7 protein-coding genes are annotated in these 12,879 nt (G+C 55.9%); 1 reads left to right on the forward strand and 6 read right to left on the reverse strand.

All coding sequences use genetic code 11. The annotated features are described in order from the left end of the window. Positions 1-588: 588 nt before the first annotated feature. From bcsC to bcsR, 6 genes are read right to left on the reverse strand one after another with little or no spacing between them, the layout of a single operon-like run. Positions 589-4,056 carry a cellulose synthase complex outer membrane protein BcsC gene (gene bcsC, locus HYQ67_RS16080; RefSeq protein WP_202305076.1) on the reverse strand — a complete coding sequence of 1,156 codons (3,468 nt, stop codon included), beginning with the start codon at positions 4,054-4,056 and terminating at the stop codon, positions 589-591. Further along, positions 4,038-5,147: a cellulose synthase complex periplasmic endoglucanase BcsZ gene (bcsZ, locus tag HYQ67_RS16085; RefSeq protein WP_202305079.1), complete on the reverse strand. Its 1,110-nt coding sequence runs from the start codon at positions 5,145-5,147 to the stop codon at positions 4,038-4,040. Before bcsZ ends, bcsC begins: the two co-directional genes overlap by 19 nt. A 3-nt stretch (positions 5,148-5,150) precedes the next feature. After that, on the reverse strand, positions 5,151-7,568 hold the full coding sequence (gene bcsB / locus HYQ67_RS16090; protein ID WP_202305080.1) for a cellulose biosynthesis cyclic di-GMP-binding regulatory protein BcsB: 2,418 nt from the start codon (positions 7,566-7,568) through the stop codon (positions 5,151-5,153). 10 nt (positions 7,569-7,578) lie between these two features. After that, on the reverse strand, positions 7,579-10,200 hold the full coding sequence (gene bcsA, locus HYQ67_RS16095) for a UDP-forming cellulose synthase catalytic subunit (RefSeq protein WP_202305082.1): 2,622 nt from the start codon (positions 10,198-10,200) through the stop codon (positions 7,579-7,581). After that, positions 10,197-10,946, reverse strand: a complete 750-nt coding sequence (gene bcsQ, locus HYQ67_RS16100; RefSeq protein WP_202305087.1) for a cellulose biosynthesis protein BcsQ — start codon at positions 10,944-10,946, stop codon at positions 10,197-10,199. Before bcsQ ends, bcsA begins: the two co-directional genes overlap by 4 nt. Before the next feature lie 12 nt (positions 10,947-10,958). Continuing rightward, entirely contained in the window at positions 10,959-11,144 is a 186-nt protein-coding gene (gene bcsR / locus HYQ67_RS16105; RefSeq protein ID WP_202305089.1) for a cellulose biosynthesis protein BcsR, read from the reverse strand. Positions 11,145-11,316: 172 nt separating this feature from the next. Between bcsR and bcsE the strand changes: the two genes are divergently transcribed. Further along, complete coding sequence (bcsE, locus tag HYQ67_RS16110) at positions 11,317-12,879, forward strand: cellulose biosynthesis protein BcsE (protein WP_202305096.1); 1,563 nt, start codon at positions 11,317-11,319, stop codon at positions 12,877-12,879.

Genomic DNA, 12,879 nt, shown 5'->3' on the forward strand with positions numbered 1-12,879 from the left:
CACGACGGCACAACGAAAATAACATTATTTTTATTTTATTATTCACAATTTATTTTCAAAGCAAGAACAAATAAGGGAATAAAAATAGATAATTAGTATGTGAGAAATAATAAAATTCACCCCGCAAATCATTCACTGTAATTATATTAAAAATCCACGATGAATCAGTTGAAATATACCAGGCATCTCATATACTGCCTTTTCCTGTTAGCACCAGCCTGAGGCGAGCCTGCCTTTGATTTATCGTTATTCTTTGGCAAGAACTCACCAACAACAATATAACAAGCTGATATGTAACGGGAAGATGAAAGGAATCAAGCTATGATTTAGCATCAGCAAAGGTATTTGTCATGTTAAAACACTTATTCAATATATTTTCACGACGCTTAATTAATCATTTGCACACCATTACATTCAGCAATGAGGAGGCTTTCTTTATTGGCTTTCTTCTGTCGATGGGTGGCATTATTTCGACGTTTTCACTGCTCGTTTATCTGTTTCTGTAGTTCTTTTCTATCAGAACGTAAACGGTTGTGGATTATTCATCAGGGAGGGAGACAACACGTTGCCCCCTCCCCGTTCACATCATCAGAAATCAGCGTAAGGCACCAGCGGCTGCGGCGGCATGTCCATATCGCCCTGCCAGCCTGCCATTGAGTAACGCAGGTAAATCAGCGCGTGGCTTGGGGTGTAATCCTTCGCCTGCTGAATGTCTATCCCGGCGCCAATCGACCAGTGAGAGTCAAGCCTGCGCTCCACCAGCGCTCGCGCGGTATAGCCGAAGCCGTTGCTGCTGCTGCCGTCCGAAGGAGAATCGCGGTCAGCATAGCTGCCGTCGTTCGGGACCAGGCTCGAAATCGGATAGCGCTTGCCGTCTTTCGATTTGGAATAGGACCACGAACCGGAACCACCCAGCTCCCAGGACCAGTTTTCCGTCCGCTGACGCCAGATTATCGGCACCGCAAACGAGACATACTGCTGCGGACTGTAGTAACCGCCCTGGCCGAGATAGTAGTCACTTAAATCTTTATCGTAATGCCACAGCATATTGGTCAGGCCAACGGTCACCCGGCGGTTGTTCTCGTTGATTAGCTTGTAGTAGTAGCCCGTCATGAACCGCACACGCCAGTTATCCTCAACGTTTTTACCCGTCAGAGTATCGGTGCTGAGGCTTGCCCAGATACCGTTCGCTTCACCTTTATCGTAGCTGGTGCTGATCCCCACACCCGTAGCGCGAACGCCGCCCCACTCGGTCCCGGTATTCGGGTCTTTCTGGCCGGCAAAGGAGAGCAGGGAGCTGGCAACTGGCCGACGATGAGCATCTACGGTATAGCCCAGCGGGCCAATATCGTTGCTGTAGCTTACGCCACCCACCACATCCACCACGTCAAAGCCCAGCGGCGTGGTGCCAATATCCGCCTCCCAGGTATTGTTCTTCCAGCCCACCGCCAGGCTCGCGCCGTTGGCCGTCTGATTTGTGCTGCCGCTACAGGTGTGCTCGGCACACGTGCCCCAGCTCTCGTTGTAGCCGCCATCGCTGAACGATCCGGCATCCATATTCACATAATCAGTGCGGAACCACATCCGTCCGTCGCTAAGCGGAGCATCCACCTGCAACATTGTGGTGTGCGCCTTGAGATCCGAATAGCCCGGCGTACCGCTGGATCCCCAGTAGTCATGGTCGAGCGTAACGTTCACATCCTGCTGGCGATAGAGATCGGCCGCATCGCTTCTGACACCGCGTTTCAGCCAGTCGTCTTTCGTATCGTTACGGGTCAGGCGGGTAAAGCTGTCGTTGTCTGTCGGACGCGTATCGGTCAGGCCGGAGGAAACCATAGCGTCTTTATAGGTTTCAAACGCCTGTTCCGGCTGACCATTTTCAGCCTGGAAACGCGCGGCATCGCGCATAACCAGCGCACTTTCCATCGAGGGCGGCTGGTCTTTAGCAGCAGGAACAATGCGCGCAAAGGTCTGCTGCGCCTGGGCCGTGTCGCCCGTTGCGGCCTGCACGTTGGCAATGCGACGTTCGGTATTGATCGACAAAGGCTCGCTGGCCGGCGCTTTCTGCATCTGAGCAAGCTGCTCGCGCGCCTGCTGTTTATCTCCCTGCGAGGCGTACTCTTCGGCAAGGCCCAAACGTGCGTCAGTATTATTCGCATCACGTTGCAATACCTGCTGGTACTGAGCCACGGCCGTCGCGTGGTCACCGCGCTGTGTTGCCCAGTCGGCAAGCGTGAGATCAATGCGGTCAGACTGCGGCTGCTGTTTCAGCAGCGCGATAGCGTCGCCTTCTTTGCCGCCGTCGCGTAAACGGTTAGCCGTCTCCAGCACGCGATTGCTTTGCAGACGGTCAGCCAGCTCGTTGATATTGTCGTTCCACTGGCTGCGCGGCAGGGTATCGAGATGCGTCAGCGCCGCTTCTTCCTGGTTATTGCCAGAAAGATACAGCCCGTTTGCATAGACCTGCTCCGGGTCGGCCGGGCGTCGCTGAGCAAGACCTCGCATTAGCGAATCGGCTTCGCTGCGTTTGCCAGCGGCGCTTAAATCTTTGCCGAGGCGATAGGTTATCCACACGCTTTCCGGGTCCAGCTTCAGACGCTGGCGCTGTACTTCTGCGGCTCGCGCCCACTGCGCCTGGCTTTCCAGCGCGGTGGCTTCATTTTCAAGACGATCGTTTTGCAGGCTGCGTTCGATATCGTCAATGCTGCGGCGCTGGCTGGCGGAAAGACCCTGAATGAAGGCCGTAGCGCGTTCCGGCGACTGGCGGCGATAGACGTTAGCCAGCCCGCGCACGGCGTTGCTGTTGCCGCTGTCCATGCGTAAAGCCTGCTGATAGTAGCGCTCGGCGGTGGCGTCGTCTTTCTTCGCAACCGCGGCATCCCCGAGCCCAAGCACCGCATAGCTGTCGGTGTTGTCCACGCTGCGGGCCTGCTGGTATTTCTGCTGCGCGCCGTCAGGGTTGTTGGCCTTAAGCTGGGCATCGCCCTGCTCAATGAGCAGCCAGTAGCGGTTGGTTTGCAGCAGGCTGTCCCACTTGCCGCGGTTATCGCTCTCGGGATCCAATTTGATTGCTTTTTCGAACTGCTGAACGGCTTTCGCGCGGTTGCCCTGCTGCGAATAGGCCTGGCCCAGCGCACCCACGGCCTCGCTGTCGCTGTGATTGGCCGCCACCGCCTTCTGCAACTGCGGGATAGCCTTGCTGGCGGTGCCGGCGCTGACCGCGGCAAGCCCTTCGGCCCGGGCTTTAAATGCCGGGTCGGCAAGTTTGTTCTGCTGATCGGCAAGCGCCGCCCGGGCGGCGTCGACTTTGTCGCCTTCGCTAAAGATGCCGAGGAAGCGTTGCAAAGCGGCTACGCTCGCTTCGCTTACCGGTATCTCGCTGATTTGGGCATACCAGAGATCGGCGGCGTCCTGACGACTGTTGCTCGCCTTCGCCATCTGCTCCAGCACCGCAAATCCTTCCTGGTCGCGGCCATCTGCAAACAGCAAACGTGCCAGATTACCCCGCAGCATGGCATTGCCTGGGGTGGCGATATTCAGCGCTTTGAGTTTATCTATAGCCTGTGCCCGACGGGCAGGATCTTTTGCCATCAACGTCCAGTATTCGACGGCCAAATCGCCCTTTGGCGGGTTGCCGTTAAAGATTTTCTCATAGGCTGCGGCCGCTTCGGCGGTGTGGCCTGTGGAAGCCAGTAAACGGGCTTCCTGGAGTTTCTGACGTCCCTCAGGCGTGGATAACGCCATCGTGGTAGTCGCCTGCTGATATGCCGAAGAAGAAGGTGCCAACTTTGACAGGCGATCTAACTGTTTCTTTGCCCCGTCGCTGTCGCCCTGACGCAGCAAATAGCGCATCCGCGCGGCGATAACATCGGGATTATTTGGGTCGATTAACTCAAGACGGTACAGGGCCTGGCGTACCAAATCCTCACGTTTGTTGGCTTCACCCAGCCGCACCTGTTCGAGCAGCTGCTGCTGCGGCGTAACGGCTTCGGCTGCCAGCGGCATCAGCATCAGCCCGAGGGATAAACTTATAATATTTATTGAGAATTTACGCATGCCTTGCCCCAGTTCGGGAGTAATTCACCCTGAGCATTAAATCGAAAATGTTTCTGATCCCAACCCTGACCAAAAAGCGTTAACACGTAGTTATAATAGGCGTCGGTCTGCGGTTGGTTAGCCACGACCCGCTGACGCTGAACGTCAAGGGCGGCTTTATCGCCCTGTAAAAATGGCAGCAGCGAGGCGGAGAATCCCACCGGGCCATCCCCTTTGCGCTCGCTGGTCACCACGGTGACATGTTCCGGCGGCAGGCCGCTTTTTGCGGTCATCTGCGCCATCGGCTGCCAGCGTTTAAGCAGCTCGGCTTTGTGGGGATCGTTATCCGCCATCATGCCCGCCCACAAATAAACGCGGATTGCGTCATAGCTCCCTACCAGCGGCTCTTCGGGCTTCATCTGCCAGCCCTTGCCTTCCACCCAGTTCACCCAGTCCGGCGCGAAGCCTTTCGGGGAGGTTTCCAGCAGCAGACGCTGATTGGTTTTCACCATCGACTTCCACGGGCCTTTGTAGCGGGTGACTCGGCTTAAGACCTGCGGCGGCAGATAGCTTGGGTTAAAGCGCCACTCCGGCGCATGGTTAAAGCCGTATTTGCCCGGCAGCAGCATATTGCCGAGTCCCGGCACCTTCGCAACTTCCTCTTTCGCCACGCGTTTTAACAGCCGCTGACCTAACCGTGTGTAACTCGGTTTATCCCAAAGCCGCCCGGCTTCGAGCAGGCTCCAGACGATCCACATGTCCGCGTCGCTGGCAGAATTACTGTCCAGCACCGTCCAGGTGTTGTCGTCTTTGCGGCCCCACTCCCAGGCAGGCAGATGGTCTTTGAGCGAGCCTTGCGCGAGATTGTTTTCCGTCCAGCGCAGAAGCTGGGCAAACGCCTCTTTGTCATTCGCAGCCAGCGCGAAGAACATGCCGTAGCTTTGCCCTTCCGACGTCGTGATCTTCCGCTCATTGCTCGGATCGATCACCCGCCCTTCATCGCTGATATACGCTTTTTTAAACCCTTGCCAGGCAGGCCAGTGACAGGCGGCCTGCCCGGTGATGGACACGAATAACAGGCCAGTCATCAGCATCCCCATCCGCAATTTCATCGCTTACTCATCATCCGGGTCGATACGACGACGGCTGAGGATACGCAGAATTCTCCACAGCACCCACGCCAGCAGCACAACGCTTACCGCAGCAAGGAAGGCCAGTAACACCGGATGAGTCGAAAGCGCATACCACAGACGCTCGTACCACGGCAGATGCCCGACGTAATAGACATCACCAACGCGAATACCGTTAACGCCAGACTCACGAATCACCGCCACCGAGCCGGACATGGCCGCACGTTTGCCGCTGTCGTTCATTGCACTGGTCAGGAGTTCATAGCCGCGCGGGCTGTCCGCCAGCAGAGCGACGACGCTACGCTGGTCGTTGTAGGGCGACTGGAAACCAACAATCGCGGCCATCGGCCCGTCAGACGAGACGGTGGTTTGCGCATCCGCCGCACGGTCGATTTTGTCGGTCATCACGCTTTGCAGCGCGGACTCACGCATTGGCGTTTTGACCCAGCTTTTGGCCGCATCAACCAGCAGATCAACGCGCTTATCATCTTTCAGCTTGTCGGGAATGGTGCCAATGATCATCAGGTCCGCGTCTTTCCCCTGCAGGCTGTTCGCGTCATCGGTAAGCGTCACGTTGATACCCGGGAACCCAGTTTGTGAGCCAAGGGAACCCAGCGCATCCAGCATCGCGGTAACCTGCGCTGGTTTTGGATCTTTATTCACCAGCACGATGGTTTGCGACAGGTCAGCCATACGGCTGAACGGGAAACCTGCATTCGCAAACGAGCGCAGATCCGGCATGGCGATGAAGTGATAGTAGTCAGAGAAGTCGATGGTCGACGCGTCGTCCACAACCACATGGTTTTGCACCGGCTGGTAGGAGATACAGTTATCCACCGTACCGCCCGGCATCGGGTTGGTGTAGGAGAAGTTAAAACGTAGCTGATTAACCGCTCCCAGACGCAGCGCCGGAATAGACACGTCGGTTTTGCCATCCAGCAGCCCCTGCAGAACCGGTAGATGCAGCATCAGATTGTTTTTTGGATCTTTCGGCTCCAGGCTGTAGGCCTGCAGGAACTGATTATTGAGGCTGATATCCATCCGTGAACTGTCTTTCATCGGCGGCGAGGTATAACGATATTTCAGATCCATATCGATACCGTTGCTGCGCAGCAGATAGAGATCCGGAGGCAGGTTCATGGTGACGCTTATCGCCGTCGGCTCGAGGCCGGTGGACTGCAACTGCTCTTCGTAGCTTTTCAGCTCGCCCAGGGTAACAGGCCGATCTGTACGCACCCAGTTAGGCGCATCATATGGCTTACGCGGCAGTAATGGTTTGACTTCGTCAATAGTGACGCTGCTGCCACGGAACAGGACGTTACCCTGCGCGATACCTTTCGCCGCCTGGACCAGGTCTTTATCGTCACGGCCAAAGACCACCAGCAGCTTCACATACGGGTTGTCCGGGTGCGACATCATCTCAATAGTCGGTGCTTTTACCGCCGGATGGTCACGCAGGAAATCAGGGCGCTGGTCGTTGGTAGCAAAGACGATACCGTTGCGTTCAAGAAGCTTGTTATACAGCACCGGGAACTGCTGGCCGCGCCAGACGGAGCGGGAGCCGAACCAGGAGGCGATGATCCCTGCGGCACGCTGCTGCTCAATATCAGGCGTGCCGGCAAAGACCATCGGCAGGACCAGCGGACGGTTGTCGTTACTGTCAAAGAACGGCACCGGGAAGTGAGAAAGGTCATTCTGGACCGGCAGTTTCAGGTAAGTCAGATCGAGCGAACTCCCGCGGCTCACATCCATCCACAGCGTGGAGCTGCTCGGGTTTTCACAAACGTCGCGGTAGTGACCCACAAACTGCAGGCGCACGCGGTTAAAGTCAGTGATATACAGAGGATCGATAGGCAACTGTGCGGTAATTTTCTTACCCAGCTGCTCTTTAGTCACCGGCAATACGCCCATCAGCTCATCATTGAGATAGACCTTCAGATGCGACTCTACCGGCAGCAGTGAAGGTGACGGGGTGTACTCCAGGTTCAGCAGGGCTTTCGAGACAACTTCGTCACTGCGCATGCCAAACTCCACGGAACCGTTCGGGTTCATCCCACGCAGCACCAGGTTACCCGGTGCTGGCGCGATCTGCGCGAAGCTCAGTTTCACATTACGGGAAGGTGTGTTTTCTGCAACAACAGGGGCATTAGCACCTGCCACCCCCGGCATGACCTGGCCGACAACAGGATTGGCATCCGGCGGCGTGGCAGGCGTGAGCGCTTCAGGCGTCCCTGGCGCCGGGGTGACGACCGCTTCGGTAGCAGGCGCAACGGCCGGAACTGTTGGGGCCGCGGTGGCGGTCGGATCTGTCGGTGTTGCCGGATCGGCAGCATTTGCCATCATCATCGGCAGGGCGTTAAGGCCTATTGCCGCTGCGCATAACCAGGATAATTTTCTTTTCATCGCGTTTTCATCAAAGTTGGGCCAATGCAGACACTGTCCGCTGTTCTGCTCGGGTTTCCGCCGGGCTACGCGGAATAAACGACACAATCCAGTCCACCAGCAGGGTGAAGGTGTGGAAAATAAACTTCAGTGATGGCGGAGCGAACTCAGCCAGATGTCGGTAGCCCCGGAAGCCGAGCTTGAGAATGTCTAACAGACTCTCCAGCGGCTTATCTTCCGGGAAACTGTCCTGCCACAGCGCCCAGGTGTCGGCGCGGGCAAACGTACATTGAATAAAATCAATATGCTGTCGGGTCGTCAGATCGACGAGCTTCAGGCCCACTTCGCCATCAAAGACGCGCATCACCTGCGCCGGGAAGAAGAACTCCTGCTGGCCGCGTTTGAGCAGCAGATTGACCCGTTGCCCTTCAAGCACGTTGGCAGAACCGTCGATTTTGATGCCTACCCCACCGTCTGAGTAATCCAGTACGGTGCATGGGAATAAATGGCCATCCTCGCGAGCGATGGCCGCAGGCATCCGAATCTCAACGCGATGCGAGCGGCGGACCTGCTTGCTTTCCACCGAGACCGCAACCGCACCACCAAGAATAATCAGGTTGTAGAACACCCACAGCATACTGACGATGACCGTCAGCGCTTCGTTCTCAGGACCATAGAAGAATCGCCAGACGCCCACGGCCATGCCCAGCAGGTTAATCACCACCAGCCACAGGTAAGGTTTGGTGATCACCCAGTCGACATACTCGTTCTCAACCAGGCCGCCCTTCGCCGTCACGTTGAACTTACCCTTGTGCGGATTAAACAGCGCCACAAGCGTAGGCTGGGCGATATACCAGGCCAGCACCGTTTCATAGATTTCACTCCAGAACGAGTGGCGGTATTTCCCCTGAATCTTCGAGTTCGTCAGGCTCGCGTGGACCATGTGTGGCAACACGAAAAGCGCAATCATCAGCGCCGGTGCGTAAATGATATAGGCGTGAAGCAGCAGAAACGCCAGCGGCGCGGTCAGGAAGATCAGCCGCGGAATCCCCGACAGAAAGTGGAACATGGCGTTGGCGTAGCACAAACGCTGCGCCAGCTTCAGCCCCTTACCGAACAGCGGATTATCAAGACGGAAGATTTGCGTCATGCCTCGCGCCCAGCGGATGCGCTGGCCGATATGCGCAGAGAGGCTTTCCGTCGCCAGACCCGCAGCCTGAGGAATACGCAGGTAGGCGGATGTCCAACCGCGGCGGTGTAAACGCAGCGAAGTGTGGGCATCTTCCGTCACAGTCTCAACGGCAATGCCGCCAATCGCATCCAGCGGTTCACGGCGGATAACCGCACAGGAGCCGCAGAAGAAGGTCGCATCCCACATGTCGTTACCGTCCTGCACCAGCCCGTAGAACAGCGTTCCTTCGTTCGGGGTTTTACGGAAGCGTCCCAGGTTACGTTCAAACGGATCGGGCGAGAAGAAGTGGTGCGGCGTCTGCATCATCGCCAGCTGTTTCTCTTTAAAGAACCAGCCCATCGTCAGCTGCAGGAACGAGCGGGTCGGCACGTGGTCACAGTCAAAAATCGCCACAAATTCACCGGTGGCGTACTTCAGCGCATTGTTGATGTTCCCGGCTTTCGCATGCTCATGGGTGGTGCGCGCGATGTATTTCACCCCCACCATCTCGGCAAACTGGCGGAACTCTTCGCGGCCGCCGTCATCCAGGATCCAGATATTCAGTTTTTCTTTCGGCCAGTCGATACCCAGCGAGGCGTAAATCGTCCCCTTCACCACGCTCAGATCTTCGTTGTAGGTCGGCACGAAGATATCCACTTCCGGCCAGGTGTCAGTGTCTTTCGGCATCGGCACCGGCTGGCGGTTAAGCGGCCAGACAACCTGGAAGTAACCCATGATCAGCACCAGCCAGGCATAGGTTTCTGCGAACAGCAGCACCAGGCCGCACACCAGACTGACCGGATCGTTCCAGTTCAGGGTCGAGGTGTAGCGCCACCAGATGTAGCGGCAGGAGACGGTCAGCGACAGCACGATCAGCATCAGCGCGGCGAAGCGGCCCGGAATACGACGAACCAACAGCGCCACGCCCCACAGCAGCATCAGGAAGATAAACTGAGAAAGCGGGTTAAACGGCTGGGTGACGCACATCAGCGCCAGAACGAAGGAGAAGACCACAATCACGCCGATCAGCACGCGCCGCAGGCCTTTGCTCAGGTGTCTTAGCTCTTTCTGCTTGCTCAGGTGGCTGGTCTGCTCGGTGAAGCGGGCCGGCATTTTATCGAGCCATGCATGCCAGCGCGCGCGCCCTGCCCTGATTTTATTTAGCGTCGTAAAGCGTTCCCACAGGCCCAGTTTGTGCGGCCGGGCGGCAATCATCAGCCAGACGCACTGCACAAAATAGCGAAGCGCATCCAGAGGACGAGGTCGGTTCGGATTGAGGTGAGGAAAATACTGGGCATGCAGCGCGCGGATACGCGACCAGCGTTTATTTTCCAGCGGGAAGAACGTCCACGCAAGGATCAGCCAGAGACAGCCGATGAATGCGCTGAAGGGCGGCGCACCATTGCGCCGATAAGTCATATAGCGCGAACCTAGCCGCTGGCTTGCAGCCGGCAACAGCAGCCAGCTAGTCAGGGTGGTCATACACTGACCCCAGCGCTGTTTTTAGCCGCAAAGCGCAGCAAGCACCAGTTCGCGAGCGTCATGATTTCCTGCGCGACCAGCGAGTCCGGACGGTACTCACCCAGCGGCTGTTTGCTGGCGGCAGATTCCGCCATCGCTTCATCGCGATGTAGAACAATGGGGATCATGCTGCGCTGGCTCTGTAGCCAGAGCTGATAGATGTCATCCTGGAGCTGGCTCGCCACCAGAAGATAGTTCACCAGCAGCAACGAGCCGCGCGGCAGCGTTTGCTGATGCAGGCGCGTATGGCAGTTGGTATCCGGCTTTGCGACTGTGATGAGATGGTCAATCTGGCTTAATAGCTGCCGCGTGAGCGAACCGTAACCGTACGGTAAATCGACCAGAATCCACTGATAACGACCGCTGGCTTTTAACTCTTCCAGCGCATTGCTGAAGTCACCGAGCGCTTTCTCAAGGGAGGTGAAGGATTCACGCTCGCTGCCGGTAAGCTGCCCAAACGGCAGCACATCAAGATGTGTGGTGTAGCTCCAGGCCGCAGAGTGCCAGTCCCGGTTATCCAGCAGGGCGCGCGCCCAACCGCCGGACTCGGCAAAATCAATGTTAAAGTACAGACGCAACAAATTGTCCGGGGAGGCATCCACCACCAGAACAGATTCACCTAATTGTTGTAAAGACCAGCCAAGCGCTGCGGTGATAGAGGTGGTTCCCACGCCACCACGCAACCCCTGTAACCCAATGACAGCCATCAGGCTCACTCCCTATTGTTGCGTTAATTCTGCCAGCAAAGGCCAACGTTTAAGCGCTGTCGCCAACTGTTCCCGCGCTGAGATATCGGTATAATCTATTTCCGGCAAAGAGAACGCTTTGCTTAATGCAAGAAAATCATTTTGAAAAGCATAGGCAAGCGGTGTCTCCTGAACATCTTCAGATTCTTTATCATGCATTGTGACTAATGTTCCTTAACCGTACCCGCGACAAGGATACTGGCAAATGTTCGGAAAACGAAAATTGATTTACAATGCTAAAACCGATGCTGTTTATTTTCAATGTTAGGTTTATTTCCAGGCTTTCGCTAGTAAACTGACATACATACTAATTTTTAAACAAGGGGACGCCATGGAACCCATATTTTCGGTCGGCATCCGTTCTTTGTGGGACGAATTGCGACACATGCCAGCCGGTGGGGTTTGGTGGCTTAACATTGATCGTCAGGAAGATGCAATAAACCTTTTAAATCAAACAATTGCATCACAAGACAATCAGGCTAAAGTGGCCGTTATCACCCAAGGGTATAACCCCCAAAAAATAGCAAAGGTAGATGACAATCACGGTCCAGAGAAAATCCGTGTGTTTACCATGCCGGGTTCGAAAAATGGTCTAAAATATATGCGCCGCGATTTGATGTGCAGCCTCAACCCGGAACATTATCTCTTTATTTTGTTGGTTTCGGATCATTCTTGGGAAAATATATCCACCGAAGCGCTGCGCAAATGGCTCCATGGCCTGACAAAATGGGCACAACGCTATAAATGCAGCGTGTTGTTGCTTAATACAGGAATTAACGGCGACAAACAACGATCGTTATTGGTCAGTGAGCATCGGCTCCTCAACGGCCTGGCGTCGATGCGCTATCAGGGGGATATTTGCCGCTACGATGTCTCATTCTGGTGCAACGAAAAAGGCGTCAGCGCACAGCAGCAGCACGACCTGCACTGGCAGGATGAAGAGTGGAAGCTTGTCGAGACCGCCGAAGCCGAACTGCAGCCGCGCAGTGATGAAAAGCAAATCCTCAGCCACAGCGCTATCCTGGAAGGAGCACCGCCGCTGTCCGAATACTGGCAGCTGTTTAAAACTAACGATGACCTTTTCGAGGCGGCCCGCGACGCACAGGCATCCACGGTAATCTTCTCGCTGGCAAAAAACAGTCAAATTGATGACCTGGCCCATCAGATCCACACGCTGCGTCGTCAACGCGGCAGCGCGCTAAAGATAGTGGTGAGAGAAAACACGGCCAGCCTGCGTGCAACGGATGAACGTCTGCTGTTAGGCTGTGGCGCAACGTTGATTATCCCGTGGAACGCGCCGCTTTCCCGTAGTCTGACGATGATCGAAAGCGTTCAGCAGCAGCAGTTTAACCGCCATGTGCCGGAAGATATTAATCTGCTGATTGATCAGATGCAGCCACTAAAGCTGCGCGGATACCAGCCGTGGGACGTCTTCTGCAACGCAGTCTCTTCGTTGATGAACAATACTCTGCTGCCACAGGATGGCAAAGGCGTGATGGTCGCGCTTCGCCCTGTGCCGGGACTGCGTGCCGAACAGGCGTTGACGCTCTGTCGCCCTAACCGTCTCGGTGACATCATGACCATCAGCGAAAATCGCATCACGCTGTTCTTGCCGTTCTGTCGTATCAACGACCTGGACATCGCGTTGAACCATATCTTCCCCCTTCCGGCAGGGGATATCTTCTCTAACCGCATGGTGTGGTATGAAGACAATCAAATTTCGGCAGAAATCGTGCAGATGCAGGCCATGAACCCTGAGAAGTGGACCAAACCGCTGGCGGTTTCTCTGGAAATCGATGAGGCTCGCCGGGTTGAGCGCAACGGCAAACCTGTGCGGCGCATCGCGGTGCCGACCACGCTCCTTAAAGCGACCTCACAGGAGCAAGCGGAATAA

It is taken from the genome of Dryocola clanedunensis subsp. sulfonylureivorans, assembly GCF_016756775.1.
Lineage (GTDB): Bacteria > Pseudomonadota > Gammaproteobacteria > Enterobacterales > Enterobacteriaceae > Dryocola > Dryocola clanedunensis.

Excerpts from the sequence above, each read along its gene's own strand:
- bcsC (WP_202305076.1), bottom strand. The coding sequence starts at position 4,056 with ATGCGTAAATTCTCAATAAATATTATAAGTTTATCCCTCGGGCTGATG.
- bcsZ (WP_202305079.1), bottom strand. The coding sequence starts at position 5,147 with ATGAAATTGCGGATGGGGATGCTGATGACTGGCCTGTTATTCGTGTCC.
- bcsB (WP_202305080.1), bottom strand. The coding sequence starts at position 7,568 with ATGAAAAGAAAATTATCCTGGTTATGCGCAGCGGCAATAGGCCTTAAC.
- bcsA (WP_202305082.1), bottom strand. The coding sequence starts at position 10,200 with ATGACCACCCTGACTAGCTGGCTGCTGTTGCCGGCTGCAAGCCAGCGG.
- bcsQ (WP_202305087.1), bottom strand. The coding sequence starts at position 10,946 with ATGGCTGTCATTGGGTTACAGGGGTTGCGTGGTGGCGTGGGAACCACC.
- bcsR (WP_202305089.1), bottom strand. The coding sequence starts at position 11,144 with ATGCATGATAAAGAATCTGAAGATGTTCAGGAGACACCGCTTGCCTAT.
- bcsE (WP_202305096.1), top strand. The coding sequence starts at position 11,317 with ATGGAACCCATATTTTCGGTCGGCATCCGTTCTTTGTGGGACGAATTG.